At 70.9% G+C, this 17,228-nt stretch carries 14 protein-coding genes; 8 read left to right on the top strand and 6 right to left on the bottom strand.

The features are described 5' to 3' along the window. Positions 1-33: 33 nt before the first annotated feature. Positions 34-1,422: an FAD-binding oxidoreductase gene (locus tag FXF68_RS02145; RefSeq protein WP_148758154.1), complete on the bottom strand. Its 1,389-nt coding sequence runs from the start codon at positions 1,420-1,422 to the stop codon at positions 34-36. 216 nt (positions 1,423-1,638) lie between these two features. Between FXF68_RS02145 and FXF68_RS02140 the strand changes: the two genes are divergently transcribed. Then, positions 1,639-4,986: an ATP-binding protein gene (locus FXF68_RS02140; RefSeq protein ID WP_148757185.1), complete on the top strand. Its 3,348-nt coding sequence runs from the start codon at positions 1,639-1,641 to the stop codon at positions 4,984-4,986. A 5-nt stretch (positions 4,987-4,991) separates the two neighbouring features. Here the strand turns inward: FXF68_RS02140 and FXF68_RS02135 are convergent, their stop codons facing one another. Beyond that, on the bottom strand, positions 4,992-5,822 hold the full coding sequence (locus tag FXF68_RS02135) for a hypothetical protein (protein WP_148757183.1): 831 nt from the start codon (positions 5,820-5,822) through the stop codon (positions 4,992-4,994). Positions 5,823-5,969: 147 nt separating this feature from the next. Here FXF68_RS02135 and FXF68_RS02130 point away from each other — a divergent pair, with 147 nt between their 5' ends. From FXF68_RS02130 to FXF68_RS02100, 7 genes are all read left to right on the top strand, one after another. Further along, the gene (locus tag FXF68_RS02130; RefSeq protein ID WP_148348796.1) at positions 5,970-6,311 is read left to right on the top strand and encodes an ArsR/SmtB family transcription factor; all 342 of its coding nucleotides are present in this window, start codon (positions 5,970-5,972) and stop codon (positions 6,309-6,311) included. A gap of 3 nt (positions 6,312-6,314) precedes the next feature. Then, the gene (locus FXF68_RS02125; protein WP_148757181.1) at positions 6,315-6,821 is read left to right on the top strand and encodes an SRPBCC family protein; all 507 of its coding nucleotides are present in this window, start codon (positions 6,315-6,317) and stop codon (positions 6,819-6,821) included. Beyond that, positions 6,821-7,441, top strand: a complete 621-nt coding sequence (locus FXF68_RS02120) for a dihydrofolate reductase family protein (RefSeq protein ID WP_148757179.1) — start codon at positions 6,821-6,823, stop codon at positions 7,439-7,441. The genes FXF68_RS02125 and FXF68_RS02120 overlap by 1 nt, the downstream gene beginning before the upstream one ends. A 373-nt stretch (positions 7,442-7,814) precedes the next feature. After that, positions 7,815-8,459 (top strand): hypothetical protein, encoded by a 645-nt coding sequence (locus FXF68_RS02115; RefSeq protein WP_187437668.1) that lies wholly within the window; start codon positions 7,815-7,817, stop codon positions 8,457-8,459. 709 nt (positions 8,460-9,168) lie between these two features. Continuing rightward, positions 9,169-10,305: an inorganic phosphate transporter gene (locus FXF68_RS02110; protein WP_148757175.1), complete on the top strand. Its 1,137-nt coding sequence runs from the start codon at positions 9,169-9,171 to the stop codon at positions 10,303-10,305. A gap of 12 nt (positions 10,306-10,317) precedes the next feature. Then, positions 10,318-10,548 carry a hypothetical protein gene (locus FXF68_RS02105; protein WP_148757174.1) on the top strand — a complete coding sequence of 77 codons (231 nt, stop codon included), beginning with the start codon at positions 10,318-10,320 and terminating at the stop codon, positions 10,546-10,548. 395 nt (positions 10,549-10,943) lie between these two features. Next, a complete protein-coding gene (locus tag FXF68_RS02100; protein WP_148757172.1) occupies positions 10,944-12,437 on the top strand; it encodes a CYTH and CHAD domain-containing protein in 1,494 nt (497 codons plus the stop codon). 204 nt (positions 12,438-12,641) lie between these two features. On the opposite strand, the gene FXF68_RS02095 is transcribed toward FXF68_RS02100, so the two are convergent. From FXF68_RS02095 to FXF68_RS02080, 4 genes are all read right to left on the bottom strand, one after another. Continuing rightward, on the bottom strand, positions 12,642-13,640 hold the full coding sequence (locus FXF68_RS02095) for a hypothetical protein (RefSeq protein ID WP_148757170.1): 999 nt from the start codon (positions 13,638-13,640) through the stop codon (positions 12,642-12,644). Between the two features lie 281 nt (positions 13,641-13,921). Then, positions 13,922-14,695 carry a hypothetical protein gene (locus FXF68_RS02090; RefSeq protein WP_148757168.1) on the bottom strand — a complete coding sequence of 258 codons (774 nt, stop codon included), beginning with the start codon at positions 14,693-14,695 and terminating at the stop codon, positions 13,922-13,924. A 96-nt stretch (positions 14,696-14,791) separates the two neighbouring features. Beyond that, positions 14,792-15,466 (bottom strand): response regulator transcription factor, encoded by a 675-nt coding sequence (locus tag FXF68_RS02085; protein WP_187437667.1) that lies wholly within the window; start codon positions 15,464-15,466, stop codon positions 14,792-14,794. After that, positions 15,463-16,797, bottom strand: coding sequence for a sensor histidine kinase (locus FXF68_RS02080; RefSeq protein ID WP_187437666.1), 1,335 nt, complete (start codon positions 16,795-16,797; stop codon positions 15,463-15,465). Before FXF68_RS02080 ends, FXF68_RS02085 begins: the two co-directional genes overlap by 4 nt. Between the last annotated feature and the right edge of the window lie 431 nt (positions 16,798-17,228).

Raw genomic sequence — 17,228 nt, 5'->3', positions numbered from 1 at the left:
CCGCCGTCCCCCGTGACTACCCCGACGCCGCCGCTACCCGGCGGCGGAGTCCGGGACGCCGATCGAATGGCCGAACCGGAACATTCCGGCCGGGTCGTACACGGCCTTCAACTCCATGAGCCGCAGGTGGACGTCGGCTGGCCACGCCTCCGCGACCTGCGCGGGCGCGGTGGCCGCGCCCTGGAAGTTGAGCAGCGCGCCGCCCGTCGTCCACGGACGGACGGCGTCGAGGACACGCTCGCCGAGGGCCCGCACCAGCCCCGCCATGTCCTGCGGGGGCGGCGGGGCGAGCACGAGCAGGGAGTACGCGGCGTCCCGTCCGCCGACCGCGTTGGGCACCCGCGGCGCGCGGGCCATCGCGCCGCCGAGCTGGCGCAGCTCGACCACGTGCGGCGGGGCCTCCGCGCCCGGCCCGGCCGCGTCCAGCAGGGCTTGGACGGCGTCCCCGGTCAGCTCGTGGAACAGCCCGCCGCCCTCCCAGTAGGGCATCGGGTCGGTCGGGTCGTTGTGAACGGCGCCGATCGCCGTGTACGGCATCATGCCGACCATGTCGATGATCGCCGGGGCGGCCGACCGCATCGGCGCGAGCAGCCGCTCGCCCTCGGCCTGGTCGCCGACGTGGGCGACGCGCAGGTGGACGACGAACCGTCCGCGCAGCGGCGGCGGCAGCTCGTCCGCGGGCGGCAGCCGCAGCAGCGCGACGGACGTGGTGATCGACTCGGGCAGGTCCCGCGACCACTCGCGGTAGGCGTGCAGGACCTGCGCCGAGTGCTCGCCGGGGTAGAAGATCCCGCCGCCATACAGCATCGCGATCGGGAACAGGTCGATCGTCATCGCGGTGACGATGCCGAAGTCGCCCTTTCCGCCGCGCAGCGCCCAGAACAGGTCTGGCTCGGTGCCGGTGTCCACGGTCCGCGTCCGGCCGTCCGCGGTCACGACCTCAAGGGACCGGACGTGGTCGGCGGCGAAGCCGTACGTCCGGGCGACCGGTCCGCAGCCCCCGCCGAGCGTGTAGCCGACGGCGCCGACGGCGGGCGCTGACCCGCAGAGCGGCGCGAGCCCGAACGGCGCGGCGGCCTCGACCACCTCGGCCCAGCGGACGCCCGCCTCGACCCGGGCGGTCCGGGCGGCCGGGTCGACGGCGAGGCCGCGCATTCGGCTGGTGTTGACGACCAGGGCCCCTTCCACGGGGGCCGCGGAGCCGTGCCCGGTGGCGTGGACGGCGACGGGCAGCCCGTTCCGCCGGGCGAACCCGACCGCCGCCGCGACGTCGGCCGCGCCGGTCGCGCCGACGACGACCGCCGGACGGTGCCGGACCGTCAGGTTGAACGTCGCCACCTCCCCGTCGAGGCCGGGGTCGCCGGGGGCGAGGACGGGGCCGGAGACCTGCTCGCGAAGGCCGTCGAGGTCCGGCGGGGACATGAGGGTCACGGTGTTCTCTCCTGACTGTGGTCTTCTCGGCGGGGCCGAGCGGCGGGCGGCACGTCCTTTCTCGCAGGCGACACTTGGGGCACGGTTCGACGTGAGTTACATTTGGCCTGTTCGGCACCGTTAAGGCCGGACACAAGCCGTCCTAAAGTGGCGGCCGGGTGGCCGGGCGGCCGGCGCAGGGACACCGGGGGGACCACGGCGGGACGGGTGGAAGGCGAATTCGAACGCGGGTCCGGTGCTGCCGCCGGAGCGCCGCGGTTCCGGGTGCTGGGGCCGCTGGAGGTGACGGACGCCGCGGGCGCGCCCGTCGTCGTCGGATCGGGCAGGCTGCGCGCGCTGCTGACCCTGCTGATCGCGGACGCGGGCCGGGTCGTGTCGGTCGACCGGCTGGTAGACCGGCTGTGGTCCGGCGATCCTCCGGCCTCCGCGGTGGGAACGCTCCAGGTCTACGTCTCGCAGGCGCGGCGGCTGCTCGACCCGTCCCGCCGCGCCCGCACGGACGCGGGCGCGATCGTGACCCGTCCGCCCGGATACCTGCTGGACGCGGCGGACGGCGAGGTCGACACCGCACTGTTCGCCGCCCTGGTAGCGGACGGCGAGCGCCGGGTCGAACAGGCCGCCCACGCCGCCGCGCTGGAGGCCGTCGACCGCGCCCTGGCGCTGTGGCGCGGGCGCCCGTTCTCCGACGTCGCCGAGGACCCCGACCTCGCCGGTCACGCCGAGGCCATGATGGAGCTCCGGCTGCGCGCGCTGGACTGCAAGGCCGCCGCGCAGCTCGGCCGCGGCCGTCCCGACCTGGCCGCCGCGACCGCCGAGACGCTCGTCCGCGAACAGCCGCTCCGGGAGCGGTACTGGGCGCGGCTCATGCTCGCCGCCTACCGCGCCGGGCGGCAGGCGGACGCGCTGAACGCCTACCAGGACTGCCGGAACCTGCTGGACGAGGAGCTGGGGCTGGTCCCGGGCCCGGAACTGGTCGCCTTGCAGGGGGCGATCCTGCGCCGCGATCCCTCGCTCGGCGAGGTCGCCACCGCCGCGACCCTCGTCCCGGACGCGCCGGAGCCGTCCGGAGGCTCGACGACTCCGCCGTCCGAACCCGCCGCCGACTCCGTGCCGGGGCTCGTCGGACGCGACCGCGAGCTCGCCGAGCTGCGGGCCGGGATCGAGGCCGCCCGCCGGGGCACCGCGACGATGGTCCTGCTCGAAGGCGAGGCGGGGATCGGCAAGACGACGCTCGCCGAGGCGGCCGCCTGGATCGCCCGCGACCAGGGCATGAACGTCGTCTGGGCGCGGGCGGTGGAGGACCTCGGCGCCCCGCCCTTCTGGCTCTGGGAACAGGTGCTCCAGGAACTGGGCGCGGAACGGCCCGCCTTCGTGGGCGGTATGGCCGTGGACGACCCGGCCGACCCCGCCCAGGACCCGGCGATCGAACGCTTCCGGCTGCTGGAGGCCATCGCCCGCGCCGTCGTCGACGTCGCTCGCACCGGCCCGCTCCTTCTCGTCCTGGACGACCTGCAATGGGCCGACGCGGGTTCACTGCAGGCGTTGCGGCTGCTCATCGGCCGGTTGCGCGGCCTGCCGTGCGGCATCGTCGCGACGTGCAGGTCCGCCGACGCGCTCGACGCGGCGGCGCTGGAGCACACGCTGGCGCTGCTGGGACGCGAGCGCGCCGTCCAGCGGCTCCCGCTGTCCGGACTGTCCGTCCCCGAGATCGAGGCGCTGCTCAGCGGGCACGGCGACGGCCTGCCGGACGCGGCGGCGATGCGGGAGCGCACCGGCGGCAACCCGTTCTTCCTCGCCGAGCTGCTCCGCTTCCACCACGACGCGGACTCGCGCTCCCGGCCGCAGGTGCCCGCCACCGTCCGGGACGTCGTGGAGCGCCGCTTCGAGCGGCTGCCCGAACGCACCCGCGTCCTCGTGCGGCTGGCGGCGCTCGCGGGCGCGGAGATCGACGTCGCGATCCTCGCCCACGCCGTCCGGCTCGACGCGGCGCGGGTCGTCACCGCGCTGGAACCGGCGCTGGACAGCGGACTCCTCCGCCACGACGAGGAGACGTGGCGATGGCGGTTCGCCCACGACATCTCCCGGGACGCCCTGTCGGCACGGCTCGCCCCAGGCGAGCGGACGCAACTGCACGCGCTCCTCGCCGACGCCATCGAGGCCGTCCACGGCGAGGACGCCCACCTGGACGACCTGGCGCGGCACCGGTTCCACGCCGCCGGGGGCACCGCGTCCGAACCCGCCTTCCGCACCTGCTCCCGGGCGGCCGACGAGGCCCGCCGGCGGCTCGCGTTCGACCAGGCGGCCCGGCACCGCGAGCGGGCCCTGGCGGTGCTGCCGCCGGGCGGGGACGGCGAGGACCGCCGCTACCGGACGCTGCTGACCCTCGTCAAGGAACTGCGGCTGGCGGGCGACGTGCGCCGCGCCGCGTCCGTGCTGAACGAGGCGGTGGAGATCGCCCGGCGGGCCGGGGACCGGGAGCGGCTCGCGGAGGCCGTGTCCGTCCTCGGCGGCGTGGCGCTGTGGAACTGGCGCTCCTACGGCACCGTCGACCCGGGCTTCGTCGCGCTGCTGCGGGACCTGATCGCCGGGACCCGCGATCCGCGCCGCCGCGCGGAACTGCTGGGCACCCTCGCCGTCGAGCTGTACTACGGCCCCGACCGTCCGGAGGGCGAGCGGCTGGCCGAGGAGGCGGTCGAGATCGCCCGGCGGATCGGCGACCCGGAGCTGCGCGGCCGGACGCTGAACAACTACGTCATGGCCTCATGGGTTCCCGAGCGGGAGCCCGCGCGGATCGCCGCGCTGGAGGAGTCGCTCGCGCTGGCGGGCGCCGGCCTGCCCGCCTTCACCGAGGTGATCGCGCGCATGCACCTGCTGTCGGCGCATCTGAAGTTCGGCCGGATCACCGAGTACGAGGACGGCCTCGAACGGTCCCGGGACATGGTGCGGGCCCTCGGCATCCCCGAGCTGGAGGTCCAGCTGACCTACCAGGAGGCCGGGTACGCGATCTTCCGGGGGGACGACGACACGGCCGTCGAGCTGATCGAGCAGGCGCACCGGCAGCACGGCCGGATCAGCGTGTGGGGCGCGCAATGGGCCCGCCTCATGCAGCTCACCGTGCTGGACCGGCTCAGGGGCCGGGTCCCCTCCCGGCTCGACGAGCTTCTCGCGGCGGCGCCGCACGCGGAGAACGCGGGGCTGCGTCCGACCACCGTCCTGGCGCTGCTGGACGCGGGGGAGCCGGAGCGCGCCCGGAGCCTGCTCCGCCGCTGGGGCCTGGACCGGGTGCCGCGCGAGCAGACCTGGGCCTCGGACTTCGAACATGGGCAACTCGGGGAGATCGCCGCCGTTCTCGGGACCCCGGACCCGGACGCCATGTACCGGATGCTGTACCCGTACCGGGACCGGCTCCAGGTCGTCGGCTCGGCGCTGGCCTGCGCCGGTTCGACCCACCTGGTCCTTGCGAGGCTCGCCCGGCGGCTCGACCGTCCGGACGCGGCGGCCGAGCACCTCGCACGCGCCGCCGCCGCACCGGGCCCCGCCACCACCAGGCCGTAACGTCTTCAGGGCTTCGGGCAGGTGGGCGGGACTTTGTAGTCCGTGAAGTTGCGCATGATCGGCCGTCTGAGGATCGACCACACGGAGTTGGATTGCTTTGATCCGATCCTGCAAGCCGTCCGCTGCTGGATCTCGTCGGCCCGTACGCGGCGTACCTGCTTCGGCTCGTCGACGAGAATCGTGGTCCAGCCGCCCTGATCGGCATTGACGACGTATCCGGCGAATGTGTCGTTGTTCCTCAGCTTTATCGCTTCGGCCGGAAGCCACTGCGGCGCGAGGACGGGGGACAGCATCACGTGGAGCGCCACGCCGAGCAGCGAGAACCGGAGCAGGTTGCTGTGGTGTCGCCGCCCGTCGCCGTCCGACGCCGGGGGAGAGAGGTTCCCGATCAGCGCCATCGACGCCAGGGCCGCCATGAGCGGGCTGGTGAAGACCAAGAGCAAGGCGAAGGCCACGACGTAGCCGAAGCCGATGACGCCTCGGTCGTCGGCGTCCATTCCACTCGTGGCGCGCTTGAAGACTCCCGGGCCCGACCAGGCCATCATCAGGATCAGCAGGCCGGGAATTTGCGGAACCAGGACGCCGAACAGGAGCGCGCGGGTGTCCGCGCTGGAGGTGAGCGCATAGATGATCTCGCTGTTCCCGTCGGCCATGCGGAATAGCTGCAGCCCGGCGAGCACGAAAGGGATCAGCACCCAGACATAGCCCGCGACGTCCTTGGTCGTCCAGCCCTGCGGTGGATCATTTGCCTGTCGGGTTCGCTGCCGCTCAAGCAGGCGTAAGTGAGCCAGGTCGCGTGTTCCATAACGAGATCTTTCTCGGTTGCCCCCGCGCATAAAGCGAGTATGTCAGGGGCGCGGGGTCCTTGTTCGGAATACGAATAGCCGTTAATTATTGACGCCGGCCCGAGGCGGGCACGGCTCGACGGGCTGGGCCGGTCCCGCCGGGCTTGACGCATGCCGATATGGGCATATGATGAGGCTATGGCACGAGCAGCGACGACGTCGGACGTCTTCAACGCGATCGCCGAGCCGCAGCGCCGCCAGATCCTGGTGCTGCTGCGGGCCGGGGAGCGGCCGGTGACCGAGTTGGCCCGGGAGTTGGGCATGACTCAGCCGGGGGCGTCCAAGCACCTGCGGGTGCTCCGGGAGGTCGGGCTGGTCAGGGACCGCAGGGCGGGTAAGCAGCGCTTGTACGGCCTGGACGCCCGGGGGCTGCGACCGGTCCACGAGTGGACCGGCGGGTTCGAGCGGTTCTGGAACGAGAGCTTCGACCGGCTGGACGCGTACGTGCAGGACTTGAAGCAGGAAAGGCAGGAGGAATAGCTGATGAGTGCGACGAGACGAGGAGCGCCGGGCCGGTCCGCGACGGCCGACCGCGAGATCGTCATCTCCCGGGTCATCGACGCCGCGCCAGAGCTGGTGTTCGAGGCGTTCACCGAGGTCCGGCATTTGTCGCGGTGGTGGGGACCGGACGGCTTCACCACGACAACACGCTCTTTCGAATTCCGCGTCGGCGGAGAGTGGGCCTTCGTGATGCACGGACCGGACGGCACCGACTACAGCGAATGGATCTCGTGGACCGAGATCGCCCGTCCGGAGCGGATCGCGTTCGTGCACGGCGAGTCCAGCGACGACCCGAACGCCTTCGAGTCGGTCCTGACGTTCGAGCCCGAGGGCGCGGCGACCCGGATCGAGATGAGCACCGTTTTCCCCACCAAGGAATTGCGGGACGAGGCAGCCGAGAAGTACCACGCGGTCGAGGCCGGGCAGCAGACCCTCGGCAACCTTGCCGCCTACGTCAGCGAGTTCGTCCAGAACGGAGATGAGGACTGATGGCCGGAAAAGTGTTCTTCAGCGTGTCGATGTCACTGGACGGGTTCATCGCGCCGTCGTCCATCGACGACCTGATGGGGCAGCAGTGGATGGAACTGCAGCGGTGGGTCTTTCCGCAGCGGTTCTTCCGGGAGAACCTGAAACTCGGCGAAGGCGGCGAGGAAGGGCGCGACAACGACATCCTGCGGGAGACGTTCGAGCGCACCGGCGCGAGCGTGATGGGCAAGCGCATGTTCGACGCCGGGGAGCAGGCGTGGCCGGAGGAGGCGCCGTTCCACACGCCCGTCTTCGTCGTGACGCACGAGAAGCGCGACCCCTGGGAGCGTCCGGGCGGGACCACCTTCCACTTCGTCAACGACGGCATCGAGACCGCGCTCGACCAGGCCCGCGAGGCCGCCGGCGACCGCGACGTCCGCATCGCGGGCGGCGGCACGACGATCCTGGAGTACCTGAACGCCGGCCTGATCGACGAGTTCTCGATCGCGCTGTCACCCGTGCTGTTCGGCTCCGGAGTCCGCCTCTTCGAGGGCGTGGACGCGGCCCGCGTAGCCCTGGACCCGCTCCGCGCGGAGCCCTCCCCGAGGACGACCCACCTGACCTACACCGTCCAAAAGCGATAGCCCAGCAATGCGGACGTCCGGCTGCACACGGCAATCGTCCAAGCGACCGGGCCCGGGGCTTACGACCGCTCGTAGCACGATCCAGGCCCAGGTTCTCCCGCGCTGTGCCTGATTGGAGCGAGTGGGGCAGGCGCGCAGGCGAAAATTGTCCGGCACGGCAGGCATCCGGCGGCGGTCGGCGAGCGAACCACGGGTGATCGGGCAGCGGCCCGGTCATGTGTCGACCGGAGGATCCGCGATGCGCTTGCCCTTCATCCGTTCCGGCCGCCGCCGGCGGTCCGTCCCCAGCGCCGCAATGCCCCGGGCGGGTCGCCGTCGTGGCACTCGCATCGGTGCGACCCTGGCGCTGGCCGTCTCCATCACCGGCGTCGGAGTGGGTGTCGGCGCGGCGCCCGCCAGCGCCGACGAATACTGCTACACCGAGTACCTCACGAGCCTGTGCGTGGAGGATGTCCTCGTCACCGCCAAGCGGCCGAACCCCTTCGGACCGGAGATCGATCTCGGGTTCTTCGGCTCGATCGGCGCCTTCCTCTTCGGCCCGCCCAAGCCGCCGAAGCCACCCCGGCAACCCGTACTCGCCGCCTACGACAGTGTCAACCAGATGCTCTTCAGCAACCAGAAGTGCGTCGATCTCCTCACCGGGCCGAACCCGTTCGTGTACCCGGACGGAACCCGGCGGACCGCGTATACCGACTTTCTCTTCACCCGGATCGAGGACACCGGCCTGCCCGGGGTCCTGGACCCCCTCAGCGGTGACTTCGCCTACGCAGCCGCGTCCGAACAGGGGATCCGCGCCGGCGGCACGATCCGGATCTTCGAGCCGTTCCTCACCGTGAACGATCCTGGGCTGTTCGGCGGGGCGAAGCTCAACCGGACGCCCACCCGGCTGGACACCCAGCGACTGATCCTGCTCCACGAGTTCGGCCACCTCACCGGGGTCACAGAGCACAAGCGGAACGAGATCGCGGCGATCAACGCCAAGATCGCCGACGACTGCCTGGGAATGGTCTCGCACTGATCACCTGCCCCGGGCGGACCGCGCCTCCGCCCGGGGCTCCTCGACGTCCCCGGCGGCGGTCAGGCCGAAGCGGCGGAGCTGTTCGACGCCGTCGGGATCGTCGTCCCGCTCCCGCTCCCGCTGCGGAGCCGGTCTCGTTGGGGCTGCGACGCCTCACCCCGCGGGAGACCCGGTGATCGAGCCGCCGACGTGCCTGTGGTGCTGTTCGTGTGCGTCTCACAATGTCGAACGCTCCCAGATGGTCGCCGCCCCGCCGGACCATCCGCCGGAGGGGCCGCTCGGCTGGGCCGGTGTCCCTCGCCACCGTCAATCCCGCCGTCGCCGAGGTGATGGCCGAAGTCGGGCTCGACCTGTCGAAGCAGTTGCCAAGCCGCTCGCGGACGAAGCCGTCCCGTTCGCGGATGTGGTCGTCACCATGGGTGGCGGCGACATCTCGCCTTGTCAAGCAAACGATGGGATTACGCGAGTTTCTGGCGTGCGGTTATCGGACGGAGAGCCGCCGTCGATGCGCGGACGGTGAAATTGCCAAGGAGGCCGCCGAAGGAGACCGACGCGCCCGTCGATTTCACATCAGGTGGCTGGGCCCTCAAGGTTGCCGGGGGCGCGGCATGGGTGTCGTCCCATCGCATTGTAAATCGCTGTAACGGTTCACGGCCGGTTCATCCGAGCGAGCTATGGTGCGGAATACCCGGCCGAAAGGTGCGGACTGGTGGAACATGTCACGTTCTTGGTCGTCGTCGTGATCGTCACCGCGCTGCTATTCGACTTCACCAACGGTTTCCACGACACCGCCAACGCGATGGCCACCTCGATCGCGACCGGTGCGTTGCGTCCCCGGGTCGCCGTCGCGATCTCGGGGGTGCTCAATCTGGTCGGGGCGTTCCTGTCGGTGGAGGTCGCCAAGACGATCTCGGGTGGGATCGTGGACGACCGGCTGGTCAGTCCGGCGATGGTCTTCGCCGGGTTGGTCGGCGCGATCATCTGGAACCTGGTCACCTGGCTGCTGGGCCTGCCGTCGAGCTCCTCGCACGCCCTGTTCGGCGGGCTGATCGGTGCGGTGTGGTTCAGCGCCGGGTCCTCCGGGGTGCACTTCGACACCGTGGTGGAGAAGATCCTCGTCCCGGCGGTGGCGGCCCCGCTGGTCGCGGGCTTCGTGGCGATGACGGCGACCTACCTGGCCTATCGGATCACCGCGCGGGGACGGCAGGGCACCGTCCGTGAGGGTTTCCGGATCGGGCAGATCGCCTCGGCGTCCTTGGTCTCCCTCGCGCACGGGACCAATGACGCGCAGAAGACGATGGGTGTCATCACGCTGACGCTGATCTCGGCGGGCGTTCTGGACAGCGGGTCCGATCCGCCGCTGTGGGTGATCGCGTCGGCGGGCCTGGCGATCGCACTGGGCACCTATATCGGGGGCTGGCGGATCATCCGCACGATGGGCAAGGGCATCACCGAGATCGAGTCGCCGCAGGGCTTCGCGGCCGAATCCGGCTCGACGGCGGTCATCCTGGCCTCCTCCCATCTGGGGTTCGCGCTGTCGACGACGCAGGTGTGCTCGGGCGCCATTCTCGGCACGGGACTGGGGCGCAGGCTGGCCAAGGTGCGCTGGGGGATGGCCGGTCGGATGGCGGTGGCCTGGATGCTGACACTGCCGGCAGCGGCGGCGGTCGGCGCGCTGGCCGCCTCGGTCGCCACCCACGGCGACACCGGCGTGCTGATCGCCGGGGTGGTGGCGCTGGCGTTCGCCAGCGGCATCTACGTGGTGTCCCGCCGCGACCGCGTCCATCCCGACAACGTCAACCAGACGCCGGGACGAGCGACCGACCAGGTCTCGACGGCCGTATAGGGGGCGAGGGCCATGGACATCAAATGGGGCCCGCTGGGCCAGGTCTTCGTGGTCGCGCTCGGCGCGACCGTCGCCGTCGTGGTGATCTTCACGCTCGGGCTGCTGGCGGCATCGGCACGCCAGGACGCCGGAGAGCGGGCACGGTCCACCACCATCCCGACGGCCACGGCCGCCCTGTGCTTCTCCGCCTGCGCCGCCATCGTCGTCTACGGCATCTACCTCATCGTTCCTCAGTTCCACTGACCTGCCCGTCCCCGCCCAGGCACGCCGGGCTTCCGCGCTCACCGTTACGGGACACGCGCTGCTAAGGCGCTCCCGCAGTCGACGACCATGAGCCAATTCAGCGCGAATATCCCAAGGACGGATGCGTCCCGGGGTGGGAAACGGTTTGTTCGAGGTTTCTTGCCGTGCCTTGCGCTCGTCTCCTCAGTCAGCCGGTCTTTTCTGGAACTACTCCGCTCCCATCTGTCACAAACGGCTCATCAGGCTCACCGAATAGAGCAGGCTCTTAGGTGCTGGCCGAGCACTTATTCGAGGTCTGCCCGGGTGGGGACGGGATTCCTGGGTGGGGGCGCGTAGAGCTTGTGAGGCGGGTAGGGGTGCAGGAGACAGACAGTTCTTGAAAGGAGAGGATCGACGTGGCGGCCCATGTGGAGGTCGAGCGCAAGTACGAGGTCGACAGCGGATTCAGCCTTCCGGATCTGCGAGAGATACCCGGTCTGAGCGCCGCCGCCGAGTCCCGAACCCACACCCTCATCGCCGTCTACTACGACACTCTCGACCTGCGACTGGCTCGCCGCGGCATCACACTGCGGCGCCGCACCGGCGGGTCCGATGACGGCTGGCACCTCAAGCTTCCCAAGGCCAAGGGCGTGCGGGACGAGATCCAGCGGCCCGCCGGAGCGCCCGGCGATCCTCCGCCCCCCGAACTCGCCGACCTGGTTCTGGCCGTCACCCGCGGTCGTCCACTGGTAGCGGTGGCCGAGATCCGCACGGACCGTACCGAGCACGCCCTGCCCGGCCGGAAGGGCAAGGTGCTGGCCGAAGTCGTCGACGACAGTGTCACCGGCATCCGGCTGGAACCCCGTGACAATGGCGTGACCACCTGGCGGGAGCTGGAGGTGGAGCTCGTCGACGGTGCCCAGGAGGTGCTCGACGCCATCGGTGACCGCCTGATCGATTCCGGAGCGCAGGCCAGCGACACGCCGAACAAGCTGTCGGTCGTGCTCGGCGCCGATGCCCTTCCCGGCCGCCGTTCCGCCAAGATGCGTACCACCGCCCAGGCGATGTCCGCTTATCTCGGCGCGCAGGCCGCGCGCATCCTGTCCTATGACCCGCGGGTGCGGCTCGCCGACCATGACGACGATTCCGTGCACAAGATGCGCACTTCGGTTCGCCGGTTCCGGAGTATTCTGCGCACTCATCGCAAGGTGCTCGATCGGGCCCGGACCAAGCCGCTGCGGACGGAGCTCAAATGGCTGGCCGATGCGCTCGGCGAGGTCCGCGACCTGGAGGTGTTGCAGGCCCGTCTCCGCGCCCAGCTCGCCGACCTTCCCGGCCCGTCCAGCGAGCCCGGCTGGTTGCTCAGGATGAGGCACCAGGAACTCCAGGCCCGCGAACGGCTGCGCAAAGTTCTGCGCAGCCAGCGCTATCTCGCCCTGCTGGACCGCATCGATGCGATGGTGACCGATCCGCCCGTCCGCGAGCGGGCGCACAAGGCGGCGCGCAAGCAGCTGCCCAAGATCGTGACCAAGGCCCGGCGCGAGATGACCGACGCCTACGCCGAGGCGGAGAAAGCGACGCGGGACACCGACCGCAACGCCGCCCTGCACGAGACCCGCAAGGCGGCCAAGCGACTCCGCTACACCGCCGAGGCGGCCGAGCCCGTGCTCGGCAAGCAGGCGAGCAAGATCGCCGACCGCGCCGAGCGGCTCCAGGACGTCCTGGGCGACAACCAGGACAGAATCGTCGCCGCCAGCCGCCTGGAACAGATCGTCCCCGAACCCGGCGCGACATCCGACGCCTACGCCCTGGGCGCACTGACCACCCTCCAGCGGTGCGGCGACCCCCTGACCGACCTGGCCAAGACCTGGCGCAAGGCAGCCGACCCCAAGCTGATCAAAAAGCTGTAGCTCGATATCCCGGTGCAGTCGCCGGAGCATGACGGGCGGAATCTGGGATTCAGGCGCGGGTGAGGGCTTTCTGGTGCCGGTGTGGCGGTTCACACCGGGTCAGAAAGCCCTCATCCAGTTCACGGTCCCTTGACCGGGATTCGTGTCTGCGCCTTTCCGTGGGCGGAAAGGTCTGCTTCCGGTCGGGGGGCTGGGCGCGGCCCTCTAGCCGGTCGGCGCAAGCCCTTGCAGCCTGATCGTCGCCTCCGGCTTTGCCTGCTGTTGCTGCTGCTGCGCCTGCTGTTGTTGTTGTGCCGCGGACATCTCACCCGGGTTCTTGGGCGGCGCTTCGTTGTTGGGGACGTTCACGAGGTTGCGTGCCGCGTCAGCAACGTATTGGGCGAAGTTGCGGATGGCTTCCCCGGTCTCGCGGACGAGGGCCGACCACTGGTCGCCAAGCCAGTTGGCCATCGAGCGCGAGAGGTTCACCACCGCGTTGCCGATCGACTGGAGGATGCCGGGCAACGTGTCGCGTGCCCAGACGTTGACGCCCGCTTCCCAGGCGGCCGCGCCGACCGCCATGGCAAGCGAGCTGACCAGGGTGTTCGCCCAGGCCTTCCCGTCTCTGAGCGTGCCATCGAAGCCCTGCAGGATCGTGCCGCGCACCATGCCGCCCGTGAACGCGCCGATGGCCGCGCAGGCGACGACCCATTCCGGTTGAAGGCCGATGCACAGCGTGCGGACGACAAGGTTGGTGGCGACGCCCGCGACGGTCGCGACGATGGACTGCCACCAGGAGGCCTCGGCCCGTACGTCGGAGCCCGGGATCGTGATGCTGATGCCGGTGGGTGTGGCGGCCAGTGTGCCGTCGAAGTCCACCCATTGATCGGTCCCGTTGTGCGGAATGTCCACCTGGTGGGCTTCGAAATCCTGCTTGAAGGTGTCGCTCAGGCGGTCGTTCCGCGCCTGGGTCTCGTCAACCAGGCTGCGCAGCTTCTCCTGGTCGAGGGCGACGCCCGTATCGAAGGTGATGGTGACGTCGCCGGTCTTCGGATTCTGCTCACGGGTGAGCGAGACGGCGTCAGCCGGTATCTTCGCCGACTCCTCGGTCTGCTGGTGCACCAACGCGCTCGGATCATCCGCCAGAACAGGCGAGCCCATGGTGCCCAGCAGCGCCGCGGCCACCGCCACCGCCACCACCTGATGCCTACCTATCTTGATCATTTTTCTCCTCTCGTCCGGACATGGAACGCGGACGCAGGAGAAGGAAAGCACCCCGATTTATTAAGAGAACATAAAGGTGACAATAATGATTGTTAGGCTTCGTTTCGCTGAGCGACGATATTCGGCCGATTCGGGATGGGATGCGACCGTTTTTTCCAGCGGGTTCGACGGCCCGCACTCAGACGCCGGTCTCGGCCCACCGCGTCCGCGAACCGATCGTCATATGCCGCGCGGTACGGCGGGTCCGTTCCCGCGGCGGATCCGTTCCCGCGTCGCGCTTCTCAGGGGGCGGTCTTGGTGATCCGCACGCCGTCGGCCTCGCGGCAACCGGCCGGGAGCGTCCGGAACGAGATGTTGTTCTGGGCGTCACGGGGAGTCGAGCCGATCAACGCCTGGCAGCTCTGGTCAGCGATCACGACGGTGAGCACGAAGGACTTGCCCACGTCCCGCGTGCCGTCGCCGATCGTTCCGTTGCGGAACGACCACTGCCCCCCGGACACGGGGATCGGCCCCTCGTCGGACAGGTAATAGGCCCCGTTGGGGGCGAAATCGAAGATCCGCAGTTGCCGGCCCCCCAGGTCGGCGGCGGTTCCTCGCATCAGGACACCGATCATGCCCGTCACCCTGGCACCCTGCGACGGGGCGGTGATCCGCGCGGTGGGCGGCCCGGCCGGACTCCTGCGCGAACTCCGGGGTTCGGCCTGCGCCGGGGAGCGGCGCTGCGGCTTCGGCGCCGTGACCTTGGACGGCGACGGTGTGGGCGAGGGTGTGGGCGACGGCGATCCGCCCTTCACGGTCGGGCCGGACGGCAACGAATACGGCGGCGGGCCGGCCCATTCGCCGGAGTTCCTGGCGGGGCGGTCCAGGATGCCGGAGGCGACCCACTGGCCGACCACAGCGATCAGCGCCGCCCCGACGACGACCCACGCCGCGAGGTGCCTTCGCCTTAATCGCAAGACCGTCCACCACGGCGCGCGGACGCGGCGATGCGCCGGGCCCGAGATGCGCACGGGTGGACGGCTCCCTTCGAACGGGCCACGGTTCTCATCGCTCACCAGACGATCTTGACACCATCAGTCGAATTCGCGGTGGCGGGCAAGTAAACGCCTGTGCGCCGTACGGTTCACTTCGCCGTGGTGGACGGCAGGAAGTCAGATGGGAACGTCGAAACGCACGCCGACGCCCCGGACGGTGCTCAGGAAACGGGGCGCGGCGGCGGTCTCCCCGAGTTTGCGGCGCAGCCACGACAGATGCACATCGACGGTCTGGTCGCCGCCGTAGGGCTGCCGCCACACCTCCCGGCGCAGTTCAGCCCGCGAGATCACCTCGCCGGGACGGGACGCCAGATAGGCCAGCAGCTCGAACTCGCGCGGTGTGAGATCCAGGACGGCGCCGTCCAGCCACGCTTCGTGTCGCCGCAGGTCCAGCCGCAGCCCGCCCACCTCGATCACCGCGGTCGGCCGGCCGGCCATCCGGCGCAGCACCGCACCGATCCGCGCGTCCAACTCGCCCGCCCGGAACGGCTTGACCATGTAGTCGTCGGCCCCGCCGCGCAAGATCGCGACGATCTCCTCCTCCGCGTCCCGGGCGGTGATCACCACGATCGCCGCGTCCGACACCGCCCGGATCAGCTTCAGCAGCTCACGGCCGTCCATGTCCGGGAGGCCCAGGTCGAGCACCACGACCCGCGGACAGGCGTCGGCCACCTCACGCAGCGCCGCCCACGCCTCCCCGGTCGCGCGCACCGAGTACCCGCGGTCCGTCAGCTCCTCGACCAGCGCCGAACGCACGTCCGCGTCGTCCTCCACGACCAGCACCCGGATCATGAGCCCTCATCCGCGACATCATCGATGCGAGCCCATAACACGATCCTGGCGCCGCCGAGCGCGGACCGTCCGATCCGCAGCCCGCCGCCGCCGGACTCGGCGACGCGGCGGGCGATGTCCAAGCCCAGCCCGGTAGAGCCGCCGTCACTGCCACCACGCCGGACGGCCGCGTCCGGGTCGGCGATGCCGGGCCCGGCATCGGAGATCACGATCACCGCGCCGTCCGCGCCGGGTTCGAGCGCGACGTCGAACGCGGTGCCTTCGGGCGTGTGGTGGAAGACGTTGCCGATCAGCGCGTCCAGCGCGGTCGCGAGCTGGTCGCGGTCCACCCGCACGGGGACCGGGCGTTCCGGGTACGACAGCCGCCACCGCCTGCCCTGGTCCTCGGCCAGCGCGGACCAGAACCTGCCCCGCTCCGCCACCACCTCCGCCGCGTCACAGCCGGCCCGCCCGTCCTCCAGCACACCGCCGCCGGGCAGCCTGGACACCTGGATCAGCACGTCGACCTCCTGCTCCAGCCGGACCAGCGCCGCCCGCGCCGCGTCCTCCCGCGGCCCGGTCGCAAGCCGGTCGAGACGCAGCCGCAGCGCGGCCAGCGGCGTCCGCAGCCGGTGGGGCAGGTCCCCCGCCAGACGACGCTCGGCGCGCAACCTTTCGGCCACCCGCTCCGACATCGCGTTGAAGGCCTTGGCGGCATCCCGAAGCTCCTTCGGCCCGTCCGGCTCGATCCGCACCGCCACATCCCCGGTGCGAACCGCGGCGGCGGCGCGCCCGAACCGTCCGATGAGCCGGGCGCCACGGGCGCCGAAACGGTGACCGGCCAGCGCCGCGACCGCGACCGCGGCCAGCGCGAGCCACGACCAGAGGGTCCGCGCATCCGGCAGGACCCGGGTCGCCGGCGCCCAATGCTCGATCACCGCCGTTCTGCCGTCCGCCGCCGGTGCCGGCTGCAAGACGATCGCCACGCCGTCGCCCACGGTCTCCACGGCCGCGGTCTGCGCCCGGGCCCGCGCCAGATCACCGTCCCGGACGCGTGGGGCGGACAGCACCGCCGAGCGGGGCCCCGACCTGCGCCCGTCCGGCATGATCACGACGATCCGGCGGCCGCTCGCGCTCTCGGCCAGCCCGCCGCCGGGCGCGAACGCCGCATCCACGGCGACCGGATCGGGAGCCCTCGCCACCACGAACGCCACCGCGGCCATCTCCCGCTGCGCGGCGACCATCTCACCATCGGCGGCCAGATCACGCGCGGCCATCGCGACCGGCACACCGAGCACCAGCGCCACCGAGGCCGCGACCACCAGCGCCGCCAACGCGCACGTACCCCTCATGACCGAACCGGTACCGAGAGACGCATCGCCGCCGTCCACTGAAGGTATGGCAGTCCCCGGCACGCCGGGCCGTCCGGCCCTGTCTACGCGACGACCGCCGAACCGGTCAACAGCCGAACGCTGACAAGCCATCCCGCAGTTCGGCTTGGGGCCTCGATCTCACAGGGGCGACGCAGGGGCCGGGCTGGCTCATAGCGGCAGTGCGCCGATCATCACGCCCACCATATTTTCGCGAGCTGAACAGGTTGTTCGACGCGATCGAGGATGTCTTGGACGCCCGTGAGATGGCTGGTGCCGTCCCTCAGGACGTCCTTGATGACGGTTGTGAGGGCCCAAGACGTCCCCGCCAGACGTCTTGGACGCGTCCTCCCGGCCGATGCACGGAGGTCCTGGCGGCGCTCTCGGCCGCGTATCGCTGCTTGAGCCCTGGA

The sequence above is a fragment of the Actinomadura decatromicini genome (genome assembly GCF_008121305.1).
Taxonomy (GTDB): domain Bacteria; phylum Actinomycetota; class Actinomycetes; order Streptosporangiales; family Streptosporangiaceae; genus Spirillospora; species Spirillospora syzygii.
The sequence above is the reverse complement of the archived record's forward strand: the minus strand, read 5'-3'. Positions and strand labels throughout refer to the sequence as shown.